Origin of the sequence: Pseudomonas mangiferae (genome assembly GCF_007109405.1) — a bacterium.
Lineage (GTDB): Bacteria > Pseudomonadota > Gammaproteobacteria > Pseudomonadales > Pseudomonadaceae > Pseudomonas_T > Pseudomonas_T mangiferae.
This window is the reverse complement of sequence record NZ_VJOY01000003.1, coordinates 99,123-121,154: the sequence shown is the minus strand read 5'-3', so window position 1 is coordinate 121,154 and position 22,032 is coordinate 99,123. Positions and strand designations below refer to the sequence as shown.

Below are 22,032 nucleotides of genomic sequence, written 5' to 3'. Positions count from 1 at the left end.
CCGCGCCGACTCGGAGCGGTAGAGGGTGAGCGTCCAGGGGCGCAGGATCAATGGCCGTTGCGCTGCATGCCCTGCGCTCGCCGGCCAGGTCTTCCTTTCGCCGATCCCGGAGCCTTCCATGGAGCGTCTGATCCAGGCCGACGGCCAGCCCTGCTACGGCCTGTTTCCCCACAGTCCCGCCCTCATCAATTACCGCGATTTCGATTTCCGCTCGCCCATGGGCCGCCGCCTCGGCGCCCTGGCGAAATGGCGGCGTTTCCACCAGTTCCAGTATTTCGGGTTGATGGGCGAGCAGTTGATCGGCGGTTGCGCCCTGGCCCACCTGAGCCTGGTGAGCATCGCCTTCGTCTACCTCTACCATCCGCCCAGCGGACGGTTGCTGGAGCGCCGCTTCAAGGCGCCGCTGGGCCTCGGCAGCCGCTTCAGCCAGGCCCCGGACGACGGGGTCTGCACGTTCCGCCGGGGGCGCAACCACCTGCGCCTGGAAAACCGGGCCGACGAGGGCCTGCGCCGCGTCCGGGTCGAGCTGGACGACGGCCTGGTGCTGGACGCGTCCTTCCGCGAAGCCGCCGACGAGGCCGGGGAGGGCGAGGCGGCCCGGCCCTTCCAACCCTTGTGCATCTGCACGCCGGTGGCCAGCACGGGCTGGACCTTCGCCCGCAAGGTGGCCGGGGTGCGCTGCCATGGCGAAGTGAGCGGCCCGTTGGGGCGATTCGACCTGGCGACCCTCGACACCTTCGCCCATCACGACTGGAGCGCCGGCTTCATGCGCCCGGAGACCTGCTGGCGCTGGGCCTGCCTGTCGGGCTGGGTGGACGGCCGGCGGGTCGGGTTGAACCTGGCCTGCGGGGTGAACGAGACCAGCTTCACCGAGAACTGCTTCTGGCTGGACGGCGAACTGATCAAGGTGGACAGCGTGGCGTTCCGCTTCGACCGCGACGACCCCCTGCAACCCTGGACCATTACGTCCTTCGACGGTCAGGTGGAGCTGACCTTCCAGGGCGTGGGCCTGCACCGGGAGCGCCTCGATCTGCTGATCATGGCCAGCCACTTCCGCCAGGTCTTCGGTCGCTTCCACGGTACCCTGCGCCCTCGCGGCCGACCTTCGGTCTCGATCGACGGGCTGTGGGGGTTCGTCGAGGACCACTACGCCAAATGGTGAGTGAATTTGCCGCACCCCCCGTTCGTTATAAATGGCTATGATTAGCAGCCTAATAATTAGAACTTGTGTGCGGATCAGCCTCATGTCTTATCTCGACCAACACCGTTTCGCCATGCAGCTCGCCCAGCTTTCCCGTGGCTGGCGTGGCGAACTGGATCGCCGTCTCGCCGACCTCGGCCTCTCCCAGGCGCGCTGGCTGGTGCTCCTGCACCTGGCCCGCTTCGAACAGTTGCCCACTCAGCGGGAGCTGGCCCAGAGCGTAGGAGTGGAAGGGCCGACCCTGGCCCGACTGCTGGACGGCCTGGAAGCCCAGGGCCTGGTGATGCGCCAGGCGGTCGCCGAAGACCGGCGGGCGAAGAAGGTGGCGCTGCAGCCCGAGGCGCGGCCCCTGATCGAGCGGATCGAGGCGATCTCCACCCAACTGCGCAGCGAACTGTTCGCCGGGATCGGCGACGAAGAGCTGCGCGGGTGCCAGCAGGTCCATGCGCGCATCCTCGGCAACCTGGCCAAGCTCTGATCCTGCCTCTTGGTTCCAGCGTGGCGCCGATCCGAACCCTGGCGCCAGAAAATCGTCAATTATTCTGTGATGGCCATTGCAAAGCGGATTTATGGCGCTTTGCACCCACGGTCGCGTATGCTAGGCGCGTTTTTCCGAGCCGGTCCCCCGCGGCTGCCGGGCAAACATTTCGATAGCATCCATACTCACTTCAGCCGGCCCTTCAGGGACGGTGGACCGACTGAACGGTTTTTGCCACGCCCACCAGGGCCCCGCCAAGGATGCGTACGTCTCGCAAGAGAAGGGGCTGCGGCGTTAGAGCCGGCATGAACGAGGGGACTCCATGGCTCACGTTAGAACTCTGCTGCTGACCCTGGCGACCGCCTGCGGCCTCCACCCGGCGCTGGCGTCGGCCATCGGCCTCGGCGACATCACCTTGCATTCCGCACTCAACCAGCCCCTGGTCGCCGACATCCAGTTGCTGGAAGTCGGCGACCTGGACAGCAGCGACATCCACGTGGGCCTGGCGCCGGAAGAGGCCTACCAGCGTTCCGGTGTCGACCGCGTGGCGTTCCTCAACGACCTGCGCTTCACCCCCGTCCTGCGCAAGGGCGACAACCGCATCCATGTGGTGTCCAGCCGACCGGTGCGCGAGCCCTACCTGAATTTCATCATCGAAGTGGTGCGGCCCAACGGCCGCCTGCTGCGGGAATTCACCGTTCTCCTCGATCCCCTCGACCCGCTGCCGCCCGGCTCGCGCATTGCCGCCGCACCGGCCGCCGAGCGCGCGTCCGCCAGTGCCGAGCGGCGCATTGTCTCGCCGCCGGCGAAGCGCGCCGACAGCGCTCCCCGGCCGGCACCGCCGGCGGCCCAGGGCAAGCGCTACACGGTCGCCTCGGGGGACAGCCTCTGGCTGATCGCCAAGCGGTTCGCCGGCTCTGCGGACGGCACCGCCCAGCGCCTGATGCGTGACGGCATCCTCGCCCTCAATCCCCAGGCCTTCGTCGGCGGCGACAGCCACCGGCTGCGGGCGGGCGAGTCGCTGTTGCTGCCGGACAGCGCCACCGCCAGCACCGTCGTCCAAGGCCAGCCGGTATCTCCGGCGTCCGTCCCACCGTCGTCCGCCGGAACGGTGCCGTCTACGCCGGTCATGGCCACCCCGGCCGCGGACCCGGGTGCCGCGGCCGTTCCCCTCAACGCCGCCCAGATGGCCGAGGTACAGCGCCGCGTGGAGCAGCAGCTGGCCGACAGCGAGAAAGAGCGCCTGCAACTGCGCAAGGACATCCTCGAACTCCAGCTCAAGCTGGAACAGTTGCAGCAGCAGGTTACCCGCAAGGACCACCAGGTCGGCGAACTGCAGGCGCAGCTGGCGGAGCAGCCCGCCGCCAATGACGCCGCCACACTGACCGCGCCGGATTCCGGTTCCGCGGATTCGGCGAGCGCTCCGGTGCCGGTGGCGACCCCTGCGACGGACGCTACGGGCACGCCTGTACTCGGCGGCGTGGATGAGCCTGCTGCGGACACCTCCATCGCTCCCGCGGCGGCCTCCCAGCCGCCTGCGCCTGCCGTGGACGAGGAGCCCGAGCGGCTGGGCAACCTACTGTCGCTGCTGGCGGTCGGCCTGGCGCTGCTGTTCCTGGTGCTGCTGGCCTTCTACCTGCGTCGCCGGCGGCCCGCCCAGCGTGTGCGGGAGCCACTGCCCACGCCGCCGCCGGCCGAACCGATGCAGGTGCTGCAGGTGGAAGCGCTCCCGGTTCAACCCCTCGATCCGGACGTGCCGGTGACGCCCCAGGCCACCATCGTGCGGCCTCCGGTGCCGCCCAGGTCACCTGTCATCGCCAGCGATGCCCTGGAGGGTGCCAACATCTATATCGCCTACGGCCGGTTCGGCGAGGCGCGCAGCGCGCTGGTCCAGGCCATCGAGCGCGAACCGCAGCGGCTCGACCTGCGCCTGCGCCTGCTGGAAGTCCTCGGCGAGCTGGGAGATGCGCCCGCGTTCGCCGAGGAAGAGACCAATCTGCTGGCGCGCCATGGCGATCCGCAGGCCCTGGGCCGCATCAAGGCGCGCTACCCGGCCATGAGCCGGGTGGCTGCCGGGGCAATGCCCCTGGTCGACGCGGCAGTCGTGCCCGATCCCTTCGACGAGCTATTCCTCGATCTCGAGGCCGAGGGCGCCGAGGCGGTGTCCACGCCCCTTGCCGAGGCGCCCGCCCCGTTGCCTGCCGAGCCCCTGGCTCCGGTATCGCCGCCCGCGCGGGCGCGGGTCGATGAAGCGGAGCCCGACGACTTCCAGCTCAACCTGGACGACCTGTCTCTGGATGCGGACTGGGACCTGGTCAGCCCCTTCGAACCGGCCACCCCGGCCCGCAAGGTCAGCGCGCGGGTGGCGGCGGAAGAGGAGGCGGCGGCTTTCGACGCCGAGTTCTCCTCCAACTTGCAGGCGCTCCCCGAGGTGCTGGAACTGGACGTCGCCCACGTAGACGAGTTCGGCTCCTTCGCCGAGCTGGCCGGGGCGCCGGCGGAGCCGTCGTTCCTCGACCAGGTGGAGGATGTCTCGACGCCCCCGGAGGCGCCGCTGGACGTGGACCTCGATCACCTGGCGGGCAACCGCGAGCACCTGTCGAAACTGAACCAGGCGCTGGCCTACATCGAGCAGGGCGACATGCAGAGTGCCTGCGAGATCCTCGACGAGGTGATCAGTGAGGGGGATGACCGGGCGCGTCGCCAGGCGCGCGAACTGCTCGCACGGATCGCCTGAAAAAATTTTCGCGGCAGTGCTTGAAAGCCGTTGGGTCATCCCTATCTCTGGGACTGTGGGACGCCGCTAGCGGGTCCCGGATCCAACCACTCGCTGAAATCCAGGAGAATTTTCATGAGCACTGCATTTTCCCTTGCCCCCCTGTTCCGTCATTCCGTGGGCTTTGACCGGTTCAACGACCTGTTCGAGTCCGCCCTGCGCAACGAGGCTGGCAGTTCCTACCCGCCCTACAACGTCGAGAAGCACGGTGATGACCAGTACCGCATCGTGATCGCGGCGGCGGGTTTCCAGGAAGAAGACCTCGAGTTGCAGGTCGAGCGCGGCGTGTTGACCGTGAGCGGTGGCAAGCGCGAGAAGACCCCCGAGGGCGTGACCTTCCTGCACCAGGGCATCGCCCAGCGCGCGTTCAAGCTGTCCTTCCGCCTCGCGGACCACATCGAAGTGCAGAACGCGGGCCTGCAGAACGGCCTGTTGCACATCGACCTGCTGCGCAGCGTGCCGGAAGAGGCCAAGCCGAAGCGCATCCCCATCGGCGGCCAGCAGCGCCCCGCGCTGGAGCACTGACAGCCCGGGCCCGCGCTGCGGGCCCCTCGCCGAAACAGACGCCCCGACCCGTTCGGGGCGTTTTCGTTTGCGGGCCGCCCTTGGCAGGATCGCCCCGGGAACGCTAAGGTTCGCCAGCACGAGAATCGGCTCCCACGCGGGCCGGCGCGATTTCACGTTTTCGGAGGGTTGGGGCGATGAGGGTAGTCGGATTCGTCGGCAAGGCGCTCGCCTTGCTGTTCTGGGGCGCGGTAGTGGCGAACCTGCTGGCGCCGTTCGCCAAGCCGTTCGACCTGCTGGTGTCGTTCTGCGCCGGCCTGGTGTTCCTGGTCCACGGCCTCGAGCTGCTGCTGTTCCGCGAGACGCTGCGCCAACACCCCAACCCCACCCTGCAGCGCTTTCAAGTGCTGCTGTTCGGCATCTTCCACCTGTTCACCCTGCGTAACGGCCGCGGAGCCGACCATGCATAGGTTGCTTCTGTTGCTGGCCTGTTGCGCACCGCTGGCCCAGGCCGCCAGCGAGATCAGCGTCGAGCCCAATCACCTGCTGCGCCTGGCGGGCGCGGACGGCGTGGTGTTCCTGCAGCGGCTGGAGGTGGCCGAGCGCGCCAGCCTGCTGATCCCCGCGCGGGTGCGGGAGCTGCACGTGGAAGAGCTGCGCCTGGGCGAGGGCGCGTTCATCGGCATCGCCCCGGGTGACGACACCTTCCTGCTGGAGGTGAAGCAGGGCGAGATCGGCCCTGGCAGTCGGATCGCCGGCCGCGGCCAGGCCGGTACGCCGCGTCACTACGCTGGCGGTGGCCGGGTGCTGGACCTGCGCCTGCACCGGGTGGACGTGGCCGACCTGACCGTCGACCTGCGCGGTGGTGCCGGCGCTCCGGGCTATGCCGGGCTGGACGGCGCCTACGGCGAGTCCGGCGGCTGCCTGTGGGGCCGTGCCAGCCGGGGCGCCAACGGCCAGGACGGTGGCGACGGCCATAACGGCGGGCCCGGCGGTCGGCTGCGTCTCGAGGTCCCGCGGGATTTCCCGGTGGAGCGGCTGTCCGCCCAGGTGGACGGTGGCAGCGCTGGGCCGGCCGGGGAGGGCGGCCAGCCCGGTAAGGGCGGCGCCGCCAAGGGCTGCTGGATCTACGGTACCGCCGCCGGCCACGACGGGCGTCCCGGTGGCGCCGGTCGGGCGGGCTTGCCGGGCGTGCCCGGCGCGGTGGACGTGGTGCGCTTCTAGCGCTTCACGGTTCCTGCGCCACCCTACCGGCGAGGTCATGGCGGGCAGGCGGGTGGCTCGCTTGTCCGCCGCTGTTCCCAAGAGGGGCGCTGGTCCGCCGCCCTCAGAAGCCCGGCCGGGCAGCCCCCAGGGCCACCACGCTCAACCCCAGCAGCAGGTTCAGGCCCACCAGCCGGCGGATGCGCGCCAGGCCCTGGGCGCCTTCGTTCCAGTCGGCGGCATCTACCGCCCGTCGCAGGCCCGGCAGGTGCAGGGTCTGGATGCGCAGGAACAGCGACACCATCGCCACGTACAGCCCCATCATCGCCTGCACGTAGCGCGGCGCCGTGTCGAAACCGCCGAAGCCCAGGTGCAGCAGGCCCACGCCGCTCAGGGGCAGGAGCAGCACTGCGGCCCATACCCAGCGGAAGAAGCGCGGGAAGACCGCGTTCCATAGGGTCAGCCGGGCCGGCCCGTCGAGGACCGCGGCGGCCGGGCGCAGCACGGCCCAGGCGAAGAACATGCCGCCGACCCAGACCAGGGCAGCCAGCACGTGCAGGGTATAGAGGGCGGCAAACGCGGTCATTCGGCAATCTCCGGTGGCGGTGGTCGAAACGCGCGCTATCATAGCGGCCTCTCCGCGACACTGAAAATTTATCCAGCTCCCGTCCATGCTCAGTACCGAACTCAAGGCCCAGATCCAGGGCGCCTATTCGCGTTTCCTCGAGTCCAAGGGACTCAAGGCCCGCTACGGCCAGCGCCTGATGATCGCCGAAGTGGCCAAGGTCTTCGGCGCCATTCCGGTGGATGACGAGGACCGCCGCCAGGGCGAGCCGGCGGTGGTGGCGGTGGAAGCCGGCACCGGCACCGGCAAGACCGTGGCCTACAGCCTGGCGGCGATTCCCGCGGCCAAGGCCGCCGGCAAGCGGCTGGTGATCGCCACCGCCACCGTGGCCCTGCAGGAACAGATCGTCCACAAGGACCTGCCGGACCTGATGCGCAACAGCGGCCTCACCTTCAGTTTCGCCCTGGCCAAGGGCCGTGGCCGCTACCTGTGCCTGTCGAAGCTGGACGCGCTGCTCCAGGAAGGCCAGGCCCAGAGCGCCACCGCCCAGCTGTTCGAGGAGGAGGGGTTCCGCCTGGAGGTGGACGAGCGCGGCCAGAAGCTGTTCAACCAGATGATCGAGAAGCTCGCCGGCAACCGCTGGGACGGCGACCGCGATGCCTGGCCCGAGGCCATCGAGGATGCCGACTGGGCGCGGATCACCACCGACCACAGCCAGTGCACCAATCGCCACTGCCCGAACTTCCAGCAGTGTGCCTTCTACCGGGCCCGGGAAGGCATGACCAAGGTCGACGTGATCGTCACCAACCACGACATGGTCCTGGCAGACCTGGCCCTGGGGGGCGGCGCGATCCTCCCGGACCCCCGGGACACCCTGTACGTGTTCGACGAAGGTCATCACCTGCCGGACAAGGCCATCGGCCATTTCGCCCATTTCACCCGCCTGCGCTCCACCGCCGACTGGCTGGAGCAGGTCGCCAAGAACCTCTCCAAGCTACTGGCCCAGCATCCGCTGCCAGGCGACCTCGGTCGGTTGATCGAACAGGTGCCGGAGCTGGCTCGCGACCTACGCACCCGCCAGCAATTCATGTTCAGCGCCTGCGAGGAACTGGCGGACTTCCGCGCCGGCGAGGACATGGAAGGCCGCGAGCGGCCACGCCATCGCTTCCCCGCCGGGGTGGTGCCGGAGCACCTGCGGGAGATCGGCCTCGACCTGAAGAAAGGCTTCGCCCTGCTGCACGACCTGTTCACCCGCCTCACCGAGTTGCTCAAGGAAGCGATGGACGGCGAGGCCACCGTCGGCATCGCCAGCCACCAGGCGGAGGAATGGTACCCGCTGTTCGGCAGCCTGCTGGCCCGGGCCGAGGGCAACTGGGAGCTGTGGACCGCGTTCACCGCCGAGGACCCGGAGAACAGCCCGCCCATGGCCCGCTGGCTGACCCTGGCGGAAAGCGGCTCGCTGTACGACATCGAGGTCAATGCCAGCCCGATCCTGGCCGCCGAAACCCTGCGCCGTCACCTGTGGAACGTCGCCCACGGGGCACTGGTGACCTCGGCGACCCTCACCGCCCTGGGCACTTTCGACCGCTACCGGATGCGTGCCGGCCTGCCGCGGGCGGCGGTCACCGCGGTGGTGCCGAGCCCGTTCCACCACGCCGACGCCGGCGTGCTGCGGGTGCCCGATCTGAAGGCCGACCCGCGGGACGCCGCCGCCCACACCGCGGCCATCGTCCGCGAACTGCCGGCCCTGGTGGAGGGGGGACGGGGCACCCTGGTGCTGTTCTCCTCGCGGCGGCAGATGCAGGACGTGTTCGACGGCCTGGAGCGGGACTGGCGCAAGTGCGTGCTGATCCAGGGCAACCTGTCCAAGCAGGAAACCCTCAACAAGCACAAGGCGCGGGTGGACGAGGGTACGCCCAGCGTGCTGTTCGGGCTGGCCAGTTTCGCCGAGGGCGTGGACCTGCCCGGCGCCTACTGCGAGCACGTGGTGATCGCCAAGATTCCCTTCGCGGTTCCGGACGACCCGGTGGAAGCGGCGCTGGCGGAGTGGATCGAGGCCCGTGGCGGCAACCCGTTCATGGAGATCGCGGTGCCCGACGCCTCGCTGCGGCTGGTACAGGCCTGCGGGCGGCTGCTGCGGACCGAAGAGGATCGGGGGACCATCACCTTGCTGGACCGGCGCCTGGTGACCCAGCGCTATGGCAAGGCGATTCTCAATGCCTTGCCGCCGTTCCGGCGGGAAATCGCCTAGGGGAGAGGCCGGTACTGCCACGAACGCGGGTCTCGCGGCCGGCCTGGGAGGCGCTGAATATCAGTTGAGCAGCTCGGCGAAGGCTTTGTCCGCCTCCAGGACCGTCGGCAGCTCGGCGAACAGGGCATCCAGGTCCAGCCCTTCGAACAGCGGGCCTTCCAGGGAATCCCGGGCGTCCTGGGTCGCGCCCTCGTGCTGGCGCAGCGCTTCGGCGATCAGCACCGCCTGGGCCACCAGCCGCGGCAGCGGCATGTCCGCCGGCGCCTGCAGCGGCCGCGCCTGGTAGGCGATGGCCTGCTGGATCAGCTGCGGCAGCTGCCAGCGCCGCGCCAGTTCCGCGCCCACTTCCGGGAACCCGAAACCGAGCTGCAACGTCTCAACTGCCACGCGCCCGGCGGCGTCAGTCTTGCTGCGGTTGAGCGTGCCCGCCATGTCGCTGGCGCCGGTCTGGATCAGCAGTTCGCCGATGTTGTGCATCATTCCGCAGGTAAAGGCCGTTTCCGCCGCCACGCCGCGCTGCTTGGCCAGCAGCCGGCAGATGCTCGCCACCTGGAAGCTGTGGGTCCAGAAGCCCTTCAGGTCGAACCCGGTGTCGGCCTTGAAGGCGCCGGTCACGGCGGAGGCCAGGACCAGGGTGCGCAGGGTGTTGAAGCCCAGGCGCATGGCCGCGTCCTCGACGCTGGTGGCCTCCCGGGCGCCACGGAAGCGCGCGGAGTTGGCCAGGCGCAGCACCTTGGCGGCGATCACCGGGTCCAGCGCGATGTTGCGCGCCACCGCGTCCAGGCTGGTGTGGGGGTTGTCGAATTGCAGGATCAGATCCTGTGCCACCTTGGGAATGGTGGGTAGAGTATGCAACTGGTCGAACAGGGCGTTGATATCCATGCGAAACTCTCCGGCTTTGAGGGGCTATCAAAAACCATAGCCAGCCGGCGGCTTTTTTTCTGCCCGTAACGTTTTTTTATGCAGCGGACGCGGATCGCGTCGGGATCGCTGTCCAGAGAGGAAGACCTATGCGTCAAAGTAGTGCGTTGAGCAAACTGCTGATGGCCGTTCTGCTCGGCGTCGCCGGGACGGCCGGTGCGGCCGACGGCCAGAGCCTGTTCAACTTCGTGCGGCCGCTGGATGCGGTGCAGGTGACCACCGAGAACGCCAGTCTGCCCAGCATCACCGCCGAGACCACCCCGGAAGGCGAGGTTCTGCGTCGCCTCACCTTCAATGCTGGCGAACACCCCAACTTCCGCCTGGCGCCGCAGACCGGCACCTGGGACTGGAGCCAGAGCCATGCCATGAGCCTGCGCATCCAGAACGCCATGGACTGGGCCCTGACCCTGGACGTGACCATCACCAGTGCCGACGGCAAGACCCTGCACACCCGCATCGCCCTGCCGGCCGGGCCGGCCCAGACCCTCCTGATCCCCCTCGCCGCCACGTCGCCGAAGGCCCGCGGCATGCGCGCCGCGCCGCCGATGCCATGGGTGCGCGGCAACAAGCGGGCGCTGCTGGCGGATACCGTGGACGGCGAGCTGGACCTCAGCCAGGTGCAGCAAGTGGTCATCGCCCTGGACAAGCCGGACGTGGCCCAGAGCATTCTGCTGGGCCGTTTCGGCACCCGCGACAGCGACATCCAGGACGAGGCCTACAAGGGCCTGGTGGACGCCTACGGGCAGTACACCCGCGGTGACTGGCCGGAGAAGGTGAAGGGCGACGAGCAATTCAAGAGCGGTGCCCAGCAGGATCGCCAGCGGCTCGACCAGCAGCTGGCCCAACTGCCCGCCGAGGACCGCTTCGGCGGCTGGACCGGCGGCCAGCACTTCGAAGCCTCCGGCTTCTTCCGCACCGAGAAGCGTGACGGCCGCTGGTACCTGGTGACCCCGGACGGCAACCCGTTCTATTCCCTCGGGGTGAACGCGGTCAACGCCGGGCAGAGCCAGACCTTCGTCGAGGGCCGCGAGGCCATGTTCGACGGGCTGCCCCAGGACGGCGAGCCCCTGGCCGCCTACTTCGGCCGCCAGGAAAAGCCCGCCGATATCGGCGCCAACAAGGGCCGCGCCTTCGACCAGGGGCGCTGGTACGACTTCTACGGCGCCAACCTGGAGCGCCTCGCCGGCACCAAGCCGGATGCCGGCCAGTGGCGCCAGCAGGCCGGCGAGCGACTGCGGGCCTGGGGCTTCAACACCATTGGCAACTGGAGCGACGAAGGCTTCGCCAGCGAGCCGAAGCTGCCCTACACCCTGCCGCTGTCCATCCACGGCGACTTCGCCACCATCAGCACCGGCCTGGACTGGTGGGGCGGCATGCCCGACCCCTTCGACCCGCGCTTCGCCATGGCCGCCGAGCGGTCCATCGCCATCGCCGCCCGCGATCACCGCGACGATCCGTTCCTGATCGGCTTCTTCGCCGACAACGAACTGGCCTGGGCCGGGCGTCCGGAAGACCCGCAGTGGCGCTATGCCCTGGCCTACGGCACCCTGCGCCTGACCACCGACGTGCCAGCCAAGCGTGCTTTCCTCAAGCAACTGCGCGACAAGTACCGCAACCAGGGCGGCCTGTCCGCCGCCTGGGGCATCGACCTGAAGGCCTGGGAACTCATGGAGGACCCGGGCTTCGAGGCGCCGATGCCGAGCCCCGAGCACCCGGCCATCGAAGAAGACTTCAAGCGCTTCCAGAAGCTCTACGCCGAGACCTACTTCAAGACCATCGCCGATTCCCTGGACTGGCACGCACCGAACCACCTGCTGCTGGGCGGGCGCTTCGCCAGCAGCATCCCGGAAGCGGTGGAGGCCTGCGCCCAGTACTGCGACGTGCTCAGCTTCAACTTCTATACCCGCGAGCCGCAGCACGGCTACGACTTCGCCGTGCTGCGCAGCCTGGACAAGCCGCTGCTGGTGAGCGAGTTCCACTTCGGCTCCCGTGACCGCGGGCCGTTCTGGGGCGGCGTGGCCGAAGTGGCCAAGGAAGAAGAGCGGGGCCCGGCCTACGCCCACTTCCTCCAGCAGGCCCTGGCGGAGCCGCAGATCGTCGGCATCCACTGGTTCCAGTACCTGGACCAGCCTGCCACCGGTCGCTTGCTGGACGGTGAGAACGGCCACTTCGGCCTGGTAGGGATCACCGACCGTCCGTGGCAGGGCTTCGTCGACAGCGTGCGCAAGGCCAACCTCGAGGTGTCCAAGACCATCCTCGGCAGCGCCCCGGCGCCGGCTGCGTCCCCCGACAAGCCCGCCGCCCCGGATGCCAAGCCGGTCGATGCCGACACGGCGCCCGAGCACGCGGTGCCGACGACCAAGCCGCTGAAGGACGCGGCCGGTCATCCGGCCGCCGACGCTTCCCGGAAGACCGAGTCGGCTCCGGCGAAAGCGGCCGAGCCGAAGGCGCCCGATGCCGCCGGCAAGGACCAGCCCGAAGCGTCCAAGCCGGCAGCGGGTTCCGCCGCGCCGGCTGCGAATGCCCCGGCTCCTGACGTCAAGCCGGCCGAACCCCAGCCCGCTGCCTCCGGCGCCGCTGCGCCGGCCTCCGGGGCGCCGGCTGCCAACTCATCGTCCGACCAGGCGCCGAAGGCCGCCGCGCCAGGCGATGCCGGAAAGGCCGACACGACGCGCGACGACGCGGCCCGCCAGCCGTGAAACCGGGCCGGTGCCTCGGGCGCCGGCTCCTTCGCTCCATGGACCGAGGAACGCATTGGTGCAGGTACAGGGTTATTTCGATCTGGCCTTCGAGCCGTTGAAGGACGCGTTCGCCGCGCTGTTCGACGATCCCCAGGCGCGCGGCGCCGCGCTCTGCGTGCAGGTGGGCGGCGAAACCGTGGTGGACCTCTGGGCCGGGGTCGCCGGGCGCGATCCCGAAGAGCGCTGGCAGGCCGATACCCTGCTCAATCTGTTCTCCTGCACCAAGCCCCTGGCCGCGGTGACCGTCCTGCAGCTGGCCAGCGAAGGCAAGCTGGACCTGGACGCGCCCATGGCCGCACGCTGGCCGGCCTTCGCCGCCGCCGGCAAGTCGCGCATCACCTTGCGCCAGGTGCTCTGCCACCAGGCCGGGTTGCCGGCCATCGCCGCGCCGCTGCCGGCGGAGGCCCTGTATGACTGGCAGGCGATGATCCATGCCCTGGAGCAGCAGGCGCCCTGGTGGACGCCCGGCGACGGCCAGGGCTATGCGCCGCTCACCTACGGCTGGCTGGTGGGGGAAATGATCCGCCTGGCCAGCGGCCGCGGGCCGGGGGAGGCGATCGTCGCCCGGATCGCCGCGCCGCTTGGGCTCGACCTGCACATCGGCCTCGACGACGCCGAATTCCCGCGGGTGGCGCATATCTCCCGGGCCAAGGGCAACCGCGGCGATGAGGCGGCCCAGCGCCTGCTCAAGACCACCATGGGCGAGCCGCGCTCCATGCCCAGCCTGGCCTTCGCCAACCCGCCGTCGGTGCTCACCAGCACCAACAGGCCGGAATGGCGGCGCATGCAGCAACCGGCCGCCAACGGCCACGGCAACGCCCGCAGCCTGGCCGGGCTCTATGCCGGCCTGCTGGACGGCAGCCTGCTGGACAGCGAGGCCCTGGCAGAGCTGACTCGGGAGCACGGCACCGGCGAAGACCGCACCCTGCTGACCCGCACGCGCTTCGGCCTCGGCTGCATGCTCGACCAGCCGGACGTGGCCAACGCTACCTATGGCCTTGGCCCCCGTGCCTTCGGCCACCCCGGCGCCGGCGGCTCCACCGGCTTCGCCGATCCCGAGCGGGACGTGGCCTTCGGCTTCGTCACCAATACCCTCGGCCCCTACTTGCTGATGGACCCGCGGGCCCAGCGCCTGGCCCGAGTCCTGGGCGACTGCCTGTAGTCGATCCTCTTCTTCCCCACGGAGCGTTCCATGGTCACCTGCTACCTGCGCTACCTCATCGATCCGTACAAGCTGAAGGAATTCGAGCACTACGGAACACTCTGGATTCCCCTGGTGGAGCGTTTCGGCGGGCGCCACCATGGCTACTTCCTGCCCTCCGAGGGCGCCAGCAACGTGGCCCTGGCGCTGTTCACCTTCCCCAGCCTGGCGGCGTACGAACATTACCGGGAGCGCTCCCTGGAGGATGCCGAGTGCCAGGCGGCATTCGCCTACGCGGAGCAGACGCGCTGCATCCTCAGCTACGAGCGCAGTTTCTTCCGGCCGGTGTTCGACTCGCCCGGGGCGCCGGTTACCCCGGCCGACTGACGTCACAAGGGCGCCTGGCGCCCGCATCGACGACCCAGACAGTGCCCGTATCGCCCGGGCTGTTTCCCATCCGCCGATGCCCGCCTAGGGTGTCGATGCAGACGGGCACCGCGCCGCCCCGCGCTTCCGCGGCGCAGGGCCATCGTTGCCCTGTTCCGGTCACGGTACCGGCACTGTTCCGGCTCGATCCACGCTGAACGCCCCTGGCTCTCCACCCGGCCGACTCGCCACGCGTATCGCCATGCTCCGAGGCACGGACTCCGCGGGATGCGTGGCGTTTGCCATCGTCATTCAGCGTCCTGATGACGCGCCGGAACCACCGGGGCCTTGGCTACACTGCCGGCACGTTCCGCCACCAGAAGGCAACCCCATGCAGAACAACCGCATCATGATCACCGGGGCCGGTTCCGGCCTGGGCCGCGAGCTCGCCCTGCGCTGGGCGCGGGAAGGCTGGCGCCTGGCGCTGTCCGACATCAACGAGGCCGGCCTGGCGGAGACCCTGCAAGCGGTGCGAGCCGCCGGTGGCGACGGCTTCACCCAGCGTTGCGACGTGCGCGACTACAGCCAGCTCACCGCTTTCGCCCAAGCCTGCGAGGAGAAGTTCGGCGGCATCGACATCATCGTCAACAACGCCGGGGTGGCGTCCGGGGGCTTCTTCGAGGAACTCAGCCTGGAAGACTGGGACTGGCAGATCGCGATCAACCTGATGGGCGTGGTCAAGGGCTGCAAGGCGTTCCTGCCGCTGCTGCAGCGCAGCGGCGGTCGGATCGTCAACATCGCGTCCATGGCGGCGCTGATGCAGGGCCCGGCCATGAGCAACTACAACGTCGCCAAGGCCGGCGTAGTGGCGCTCTCGGAAAGCCTGCTGGCAGAGCTGAAGGGGGAGGGCGTCGGCGTCCACGTGGTCTGCCCGTCGTTCTTCCAGACCAACCTGCTGGATTCCTTCCGCGGCCCCACCCCGGTCATGAAGGAGCAGGTGGGCAAGCTGCTGGCCAGCTCGCCCATCAGCGCCGGCGACATCGCCGAGCACGTCTACGCGGAGGTGGCCAAGGGCACCTTCCTGATCCTGCCCCACGAGCAGGGCCGGGCCGCCTGGGCCCTCAAGCAGCGGGACCCCCAGCTGCTCTACGACGAGATGACCGCCATGGCCGGGAAGATGCGCGCCAAGGGGCGCCAGGCCGGCTGATCCGGGGGAGCCAGGGTTGTCCTGCCGCGGCTCGCGCGGTAGGGTGGCCGGTCCTGGCCTGCCGGCCGCTCTACCGATGGACTGCTTGTGAAATCCGTGACCCGGGCCATTCCGATGTTGGCCCTGGTGCTGGCGGCGATCAATCTTCGCCCCGGCATCACCTCCCTCGCGCCGCTGATCGAACGGATCGCCGGCGACCTCCACCTCAGCCGCGGGCTGATCAGCCTCACCACCGCCCTCCCGGTACTCTGCATGGGCCTGCTGGCGCCCCTGGCGCCGCGCCTGGCCTTGCGCATCGGCCTGGAGCGCACCATCGCCTTCTGCCTGGGGCTGATCGCCGTCGCCCTGCTGCTGCGCCTGGCCGGCCGCGCCGACGGCGTGCTGATCGGCAGCGCGGTGGTGCTGGGCACCGGCATCGCCGTGGCCGGCCCGCTGATGTCGGGCTTCATCAAGCGGCACTTCGTCGATCACGTCGGCCGGGTAGTGGGCTGGTACTCCCTGAGCATGTCCATCGGCGGCGCCAGCGGCGCGGTGTTCAGCGCGCCGCTGACCCAGGCCTTCGGCGACGACTGGTCCCTGGGCCTGGCGTTCTGGGCCCTGCCGGCGCTGCTGGCGATGCTGCTCTGGCTGCGCCTGCCGGGCCGCCGCGAGGGTGCGGTCAATGCCCCGGCCGGCGGCCTGCCCTGGGGCGAGCCGCGCGCCTGGTTGATCACCGGTTTTTTCGCGATCCAGGCCGGCCAGTTCTACACCCTGGCCACCTGGCTGGTGGCGCGCTACCACGAGGCGGGCCTGAGCCAGTTGCACAGCACCGCGCTGTTCAGCACCTTCATGCTGGTGGGGCTGCCCAGCGCATTCCTGCTGCCCTGGCTGGCCCAGCGCTTCGACTGCCGCCACCACCTGCTGCTGGCCTGCGGCGTCACCGCGACCCTCTGTCTGGGCCTGGTGGCCCTGGCGCCCACCTTCTACCCCGAGGCGTGCATGGTGCTGCTGGGCTTCGCCCTCAGCGGGTCGTTCTCCCTGTCCCTGGTGCTGCCGCTGTACGAGGTGCACAGCCCCCTGGAGGTGAGCCGTTGGACCGCCATGATGCTTTGCGCCGGCTACGGCATGAGCTGCGTGATGCCGATCCTGATCGGCCTGGGCCGCGACCTGTCCGGTGGCTACCGCTTGCCGTTCCTGGTGATGACCGCCCTGGCCCTGGGGATGTCGGTGCTGGCCCGTCTGCTGCGTCCGCGGCGTGCCGACTGAGACCGCCGTCGCGTTCGCGCGAGGCCGGCTTCAATCGCGCCGTGGCCTGTGTTAGAAGGCTGCACCGTTCTAGCAGGAGCTCCGCGTGGAGTCTGAATCCATCGTCTACGGCCGTATCCGCGACTGGTCGGCGGAAGCCGGCGAGAGCCGCCTGCGGCGGGCGCTGAACCGCCGCGTGCTGGCGCGGCTGCCGGCCGAGGCGGCGTTCCTCGGCCGGCAGATGTTCTCCTGCTGTGCCCAACAGGGGGAAGGCCTCTACCAGAGCCAGGTCATCCACTTCGGCGCCAGCTACAAGGCCGTGGAGTACGAGTGGGCGCTGTGGGTCGAGCAGTTCGAGGCGCTGCTCAAGCGGCTCTACTGGACCAGCGTGGTGGTGCACCTGGAGACCGAGCTGAACGGCACCCACACCTTCCGCTGGGAAAGCGACCAGGGCTACCACAGCCCCTCCGACGAGGCCCTGCGGGTGCGCTGCGCCTGGGAGCGGGAAAGCGGCCTGGGCAGCTGAGGCAGCGCCCGCGTCGCCGCTCGGGTACCCTGGCGGTCCGTTCCGCCGCTCTCGATCCCGCCATGCTCAACTACCTGTGGTTCTTCCTCGCCGCGTTCCTGGAAATCGTCGGCTGCTTCGCCTTCTGGAGCTGGTTGCGCGTGGCGCGAAGCCCCCTCTGGCTGGTGCCGGGCGTGCTCAGCCTGGTGCTGTTCGCGGTGCTGCTGACCCGGGTCGAGGCAGCCCAGGCCGGGCGCGCCTACGCCGCCTACGGGGGCATCTACATCGTCGCGTCGCTGCTCTGGCTGGTGCTGGTGGAGAAGGGCCGGCCGCTGTTCACCGACTGGCTGGGCGCCGGGCTCTGCCTGCTGGGGGCCAGCGTGATCCTCTTCGGCGCGCGCCTCGGCGTGCCCTGACGCCGCTGCTCAGGCCTCGTCCAGCCACTCCTTGGGCACGTCGCGCCTGAGCATCAGCTGGCACTGCTGGCTGTCGGCGTGGAAGACGATCACCGCCTGGCCCTTCGCCAGGGCATGACGGACCCGTTCGACCCGGGTTTCGAGGGGCGTCTCGTCGCCGTTGTCGGTGCCTTCGCGGGTGACGAAGTCTTCGATCAGGCGAGTCAGGGTGTCGGGTTCGAGCAGGTCGTGGGGGATCAGCATGGGGCCTCCTGGGGGCGGGCTGCCAGGTTCCGTACGCAAGCCGTCGAGCGACGATCAGGCGAGGCAGAAACGGGCGAGGACGCGGAGTTTACGAGGGGGAGCGGCGCATGCCGAGCCCATTTCTGGCGAGGCTTCACCGAGCGCGGGCATGTGCCCGCGGAACTGCCCCCAGCTCCAGGGCCAGCCACTCAGGTGGCATTGGCTTTTTCCCGCGCCAGGAAGCGCTCCAAGGTCGCGTAGAACAGGGTGCTGTCCAGGGGCTTGCCGAGGAAGCCGTCCATGCCGGCGGCGGCGCCGGCCTCGCGGTGCTCGTCGAAGATGTGCGCGGTGAGGGCAACGATGGGCACCGCGGGCAACTGGCGCTCCTGCTCCAGGCGGCGAATTGCCCGGGTCGCCTCGAAGCCGTCCATCTCCGGCATCTCGCAGTCCATCAGGATCAGCTGGATCGCCTCCGGCGCCCGGCGGTACTCGGCTACCGCGGCGCTGCCGTCGTTGACCAGGCGCACCGCGTAGCCGCGCTTGCGCAGGAAACCCTGCACCACCATCTGGTTCACCGGGTTGTCCTCCGCCACCAGGATGCACGGCGCGCTGCCGGTGCTGGGCAGCGCCGGGCGCGGCGCGGGCGAGGGCGGCGGCACCGGCTCGCGGTGCAGTTCCAGCAAGGCATCGCGCAGCGTGGCGATGCTCAGGGGCTGGGCCAGCCCCAGCAGGCGCAGGCCGTCCTGGGCCGGCAGGTGCTGGCAGTGTTCCGGCGGGCACAGCAGCAGGACCGGCTGACCGGGCGCCAGGCGCGGGCGCAGTGCGTCCAGCCAGTGGGCGGCCTGCCCGGGCCAGGGCGCCATCAGCACCAGCAGCGGCGGTGCGGTGAATTCCGCGAAGCTCGCCACCAGGCACTCGGGGTTCTGGCACCGTTCGGTGCGCATGCCCCAGCGCCCCAGCAGGCGGCTCAGGGCGTCCAGGCCGAGGCCATCGAGGGAGGCGAGCAGGGCGGTGCGGCCGCGCAACAGCTGGGCCAGGTCGTCGTCTTCCATGCCGGGTCCTTTGAGGGGGATGTCGAAGGCGAAGCGGGTGCCCTGGCCGACGGTGCTCTGCACCTCCATGCGGCCACCCATCATCTCCACCAGTTCCTTGCTGATCGCCAGGCCCAGGCCGCTGCCGCCGTAGCGGCGGGTGGTGCTGGAGTCGCCCTGGGCGAAAGAGTCGAACAGCTGGCCGAGGGATTCCGGGCGGATGCCGATGCCGCTGTCGCTTACGGCGAACACCAGCTGGGCCTGGCCGAAGGAATCCTCGCGGCGGCACACGCTGAGGGCCACGTGGCCCTCGGCGGTGAACTTGAGGGCGTTGCTCAGCAGGTTCATCAGCACCTGCTTGAGGCGCGTGGGGTCGCCCACCAGGCGACGCGGCACGCCGCCCTCCAGGCTGACGTAGAGGCGCAGGCGCTTCTCCAGGGCCTGGGCGGTGAACAGGCTGAGGGTGTCGGAGACCAGTTGCTCCAGGTCGAACTCGATCTCTTCCAGACTGAGCTTGCCGGACTCGATGCGGGCGTAGTCGAGGATGTCGTTGATCACCGCCATCAGCGCGCTGCCGGAGCTGGAGATGGTGTCCACGTAGAAGCGCTGGCTGCGGTTCAACTGGGTTTCCCGGAGCAGCTGCAGCATGCCCAGCACACCGTTGAGCGGGGTGCGGATCTCGTGGCTCATCTTGGCCAGGAAGCGGCTCTTGGCCTGGCTCTCGATATGCGCCTGCTCGGCCGCCTGGCGCGAGCGGAAGCCTTCTTCCTTGAGCATGTTGATGCGGTCCGCCAGGCCGATGGAGAGGGTGATCAGCTCGATGGTCACGCCGATCTTCACCACCGTGGCGCCGAAGATGCCGAAGATCTCCAGCCCCAGGGAGCCGGTGGTGGCCTGGATGAAGGCGAACAGCAGGATGCTCCAGGCCAGGATGTAGTAGGAGCCGAAGCGTAGGCCGCGGCGCCAGATGTAGGCGCCGGACATCAGCAGGACGAAGGACACCGCCAGCACGGTGAGGCTGGCGAGGATGTTCCAGGCCTGCAGGCCGATCAGCGGCGCCGACAGCAGGCAGACCACGGTGACCCCCATCAGCCCGCGCAGGGCCAGGTCCAGGCGCGGGAAGAACTGCCGGGCGTGGAGGAAGTGGCGGCTGAACTGGATGGCCGTCAGGCAGTGCATGAACATCAGGATGTAGATGCTCACCGACTGCAGGGCAACGTGCTCCGGCAGCAGCTTGAACAGCATGCCGTCGAAGCAGGCGGCGAACAGCCCGACGTTGAGGTTGTAGGCCAGGTACCAGAAGTAGGCGGGCTCGCGCAGGGACAGGTAGAGGAACAGGTTGTAGAAGAACATCGCGAACAGCACGCCGTAGAAGGCCCCGTTGAACCCCATCAGGTTCTCCTGGGCGGCGGCGCTGGCGTTGTAGGTGCTGAAGAAGATCGGCACGAAGATCGTGCTGGTGCTTTCCACCCGCAGCAGCACGGTGGTCTTGCCGGGGGGCAGGCGGGTGGGAAACCAGAAGTTGCGCACCTGTACGGTGCGATGGGCGAAGGCGAAGCGGTCGCCGCTCTGCTGGGTCTCCACGTTGCCATCGGGGTCGACCAGGTACAGATCCAGCAGGTCCAGCAGCGGGTAGTTGATCTCCAAGTAGCCCTGCAGCGGGCGTTCCAGGCGGTTGTCCAGGCTCAGGCGGAACCACCAGACGGAGGCGTTCTTGCCGAGGTTGGCGTGCTCGCCCTGGATGGCGGTGAAGGCGCTGTCCGGCAAACCCTGGACGTCCTGGAAACGCAGTTCGCCGCTGGGGTCCTCCAGGTAGCCCATGGCGTGCCCCAGGGGCAGGCGCAGGTCATCCCGGTCCAGCCGTACGCTGTCGAAGGCCCAGAGCGGCGCGCAGAACACCAGCAGTGACAACCACAGTCCCAGGCGAGGCATTCCGGACCTCTTCTTGTACTTATCCCGCTCGCCTCGTGCGAACGATTTCCCGGGCGCCACTCTGCCTGTGGCCACCCGCGCCGGCAACGGTGGCCAAACGCAAGCAGGGTTACTTCACGGCCGGCGGCCGAGTCACTCCGGGTCGTCGTCGCTTACCGGGACCAGGCTTTCCACGGTGGGCACCCGGGTCTCGGTCTCCATCTGCGCGGCATGCTCCAGCTGGTGGCTGAACGGCTCCAGGGACGCCTGGGCCGGCTGCGCGTCGCTGGCGAACACCGGCGGGCTGAGGATATAGGCGCTGAGCAGGCGGCTCAGGGCCGCCAGGCTGTCGACGTGGGTGCGCTCGTAGCCGTGGGTGGCGTCGCAGCCGAAGGCCAGGAGCGCGGTGCGGATGTCGTGGCCGGCGGCGATCGCCGACTGGGCGTCGCTGTGGTAGTAGCGGAACAGGTCGCGGCGGATGGGAATGGCGTGGTGGTCGGCCAGCCGCAGCAGGTGCCGCGACAGGTGGTAGTCGTAGGGGCCGCCGGAGTCCTGCAGGGCCACGGTCACCGCGTGCTCGCTGGACTGCTGGCCGGCGGCCACCGGCGCGATGTCGATGCCGACGAACTCGCTGACGTCCCAAGGCAGGGCGGCCGCCGAGCCAGAGCCGATCTCTTCGGTGATGGTGAACAGCGGGTGGCAGTCGATGGGCGGCTCGCGACCGCTTTCCTTGACCGCCTTCAGCGCCGCCAGCAGGGCGGCGACCCCGGCCTTGTCGTCCAGGTGGCGGGCGCTGATGTGGCCGCTCTCGGTGAATTCCGGCAATGGGTCGAAGGCGACGAAGTCGCCCACTGAGACCCCCAGGGCGGCGCAGTCGGCGCGGGTGGTGCTGTAGGCGTCCAGGCGCAGCTCCACGTGGTCCCAGCTCACCGGCAGGCTGTCCACCTCGGTGTTGAAGGCATGCCCGGAGGCCAGCAGCGGCAGCACGCTGCCGCGCAGCACGCCGTGGTCGGTGAACACGCTGACCCGGCTGCCTTCGGCGAAGCGGCTGGACCAGCAGCCCACTGGCGACAGGGCCAGGCGGCCGTTGTCCTTGTAGTCGCGGACGATGGCGCCAATGGTGTCCAGGTGCGCCGACAGCGCCCGGTCGGGGCTGCTGCGGCGGCCGACGAGGGTGGCGCGGATGGTGCCGCGGCGGGTCAGTTCGAAGGGGATGCCGATCTCTTCCAGGCGTTCGGCGACGTAGCGCACGATCGTGTCGGTGAAACCGGTGGGGCTGGGGATGGCGAGCATTTCCAGGAGCACCTTGCGCAGGTAGTCCAGGTCGGGTTCGGGCAGGTCGTGGGCCATGGGGTTTCCTCCGCACGGG

At 69.4% G+C, this 22,032-nt stretch carries 19 protein-coding genes; 14 read left to right on the top strand and 5 right to left on the bottom strand.

The genetic code is table 11. The features are described 5' to 3' along the window. The first annotated feature begins 118 nt into the window (after positions 1–118). The 6 genes from FM069_RS04880 (at position 119) to FM069_RS04855 (ending at position 6,183) form a co-directional block, all read left to right on the top strand. Positions 119–1,162, top strand: coding sequence for a DUF2804 domain-containing protein (locus FM069_RS04880; protein ID WP_143487167.1), 1,044 nt, complete (start codon positions 119–121; stop codon positions 1,160–1,162). 82 nt (positions 1,163–1,244) lie between these two features. Continuing rightward, the gene (locus FM069_RS04875) at positions 1,245–1,679 is read left to right on the top strand and encodes a MarR family transcriptional regulator (protein ID WP_143487166.1); all 435 of its coding nucleotides are present in this window, start codon (positions 1,245–1,247) and stop codon (positions 1,677–1,679) included. A 322-nt stretch (positions 1,680–2,001) separates the two neighbouring features. Further along, a complete protein-coding gene (locus tag FM069_RS04870) occupies positions 2,002–4,416 on the top strand; it encodes a FimV/HubP family polar landmark protein (protein ID WP_233281984.1) in 2,415 nt (804 codons plus the stop codon). Between the two features lie 114 nt (positions 4,417–4,530). Further along, positions 4,531–4,980, top strand: a complete 450-nt coding sequence (locus tag FM069_RS04865; RefSeq protein ID WP_143487165.1) for an Hsp20 family protein — start codon at positions 4,531–4,533, stop codon at positions 4,978–4,980. A 176-nt stretch (positions 4,981–5,156) separates the two neighbouring features. Continuing rightward, the gene (locus FM069_RS04860) at positions 5,157–5,429 is read left to right on the top strand and encodes a DUF1145 domain-containing protein (protein ID WP_143487164.1); all 273 of its coding nucleotides are present in this window, start codon (positions 5,157–5,159) and stop codon (positions 5,427–5,429) included. Next, a complete protein-coding gene (locus tag FM069_RS04855; protein WP_143487163.1) occupies positions 5,422–6,183 on the top strand; it encodes a collagen-like protein in 762 nt (253 codons plus the stop codon). Before FM069_RS04860 ends, FM069_RS04855 begins: the two co-directional genes overlap by 8 nt. A 103-nt stretch (positions 6,184–6,286) precedes the next feature. On the opposite strand, the gene FM069_RS04850 is transcribed toward FM069_RS04855, so the two are convergent. After that, complete coding sequence (locus FM069_RS04850; protein ID WP_143487162.1) at positions 6,287–6,748, bottom strand: CopD family protein; 462 nt, start codon at positions 6,746–6,748, stop codon at positions 6,287–6,289. Positions 6,749–6,833: 85 nt separating this feature from the next. Between FM069_RS04850 and dinG the strand changes: the two genes are divergently transcribed. After that, a complete protein-coding gene (gene dinG / locus FM069_RS04845; RefSeq protein WP_143487161.1) occupies positions 6,834–8,978 on the top strand; it encodes an ATP-dependent DNA helicase DinG in 2,145 nt (714 codons plus the stop codon). Positions 8,979–9,038: 60 nt separating this feature from the next. Here the strand turns inward: dinG and FM069_RS04840 are convergent, their stop codons facing one another. Next, entirely contained in the window at positions 9,039–9,860 is an 822-nt protein-coding gene (locus FM069_RS04840; protein WP_143487160.1) for an HDOD domain-containing protein, read from the bottom strand. 128 nt (positions 9,861–9,988) lie between these two features. Here FM069_RS04840 and FM069_RS04835 point away from each other — a divergent pair, with 128 nt between their 5' ends. The 7 genes from FM069_RS04835 to FM069_RS04805 all read left to right on the top strand — a co-directional run bounded on the left by FM069_RS04835 (position 9,989) and on the right by FM069_RS04805 (position 17,499). After that, positions 9,989–12,598, top strand: a complete 2,610-nt coding sequence (locus tag FM069_RS04835; protein ID WP_407681558.1) for a beta-agarase — start codon at positions 9,989–9,991, stop codon at positions 12,596–12,598. Between the two features lie 58 nt (positions 12,599–12,656). After that, positions 12,657–13,802, top strand: coding sequence for a serine hydrolase domain-containing protein (locus tag FM069_RS04830; protein ID WP_143487159.1), 1,146 nt, complete (start codon positions 12,657–12,659; stop codon positions 13,800–13,802). A gap of 30 nt (positions 13,803–13,832) precedes the next feature. Further along, entirely contained in the window at positions 13,833–14,168 is a 336-nt protein-coding gene (locus FM069_RS04825) for an NIPSNAP family protein (protein ID WP_143487158.1), read from the top strand. Positions 14,169–14,538: 370 nt separating this feature from the next. Next, on the top strand, positions 14,539–15,354 hold the full coding sequence (locus FM069_RS04820) for an SDR family oxidoreductase (RefSeq protein ID WP_143487157.1): 816 nt from the start codon (positions 14,539–14,541) through the stop codon (positions 15,352–15,354). 87 nt (positions 15,355–15,441) lie between these two features. After that, positions 15,442–16,599: an MFS transporter gene (locus tag FM069_RS04815; RefSeq protein WP_143487156.1), complete on the top strand. Its 1,158-nt coding sequence runs from the start codon at positions 15,442–15,444 to the stop codon at positions 16,597–16,599. 85 nt (positions 16,600–16,684) lie between these two features. Next, positions 16,685–17,104, top strand: coding sequence for a hypothetical protein (locus FM069_RS04810; protein ID WP_143487155.1), 420 nt, complete (start codon positions 16,685–16,687; stop codon positions 17,102–17,104). 62 nt (positions 17,105–17,166) lie between these two features. Continuing rightward, entirely contained in the window at positions 17,167–17,499 is a 333-nt protein-coding gene (locus tag FM069_RS04805) for a YnfA family protein (protein WP_143487154.1), read from the top strand. A 9-nt stretch (positions 17,500–17,508) separates the two neighbouring features. Here the strand turns inward: FM069_RS04805 and FM069_RS04800 are convergent, their stop codons facing one another. The 3 genes from FM069_RS04800 to FM069_RS04790 form a co-directional block, all read right to left on the bottom strand. After that, a complete protein-coding gene (locus FM069_RS04800) occupies positions 17,509–17,742 on the bottom strand; it encodes a YheU family protein (RefSeq protein WP_143487153.1) in 234 nt (77 codons plus the stop codon). A 188-nt stretch (positions 17,743–17,930) separates the two neighbouring features. Then, positions 17,931–20,684 (bottom strand): hybrid sensor histidine kinase/response regulator, encoded by a 2,754-nt coding sequence (locus FM069_RS04795; RefSeq protein WP_143487152.1) that lies wholly within the window; start codon positions 20,682–20,684, stop codon positions 17,931–17,933. A 132-nt stretch (positions 20,685–20,816) separates the two neighbouring features. Continuing rightward, positions 20,817–22,013 (bottom strand): osmoprotectant NAGGN system M42 family peptidase, encoded by a 1,197-nt coding sequence (locus FM069_RS04790; RefSeq protein WP_143487151.1) that lies wholly within the window; start codon positions 22,011–22,013, stop codon positions 20,817–20,819. Between the last annotated feature and the right edge of the window lie 19 nt (positions 22,014–22,032).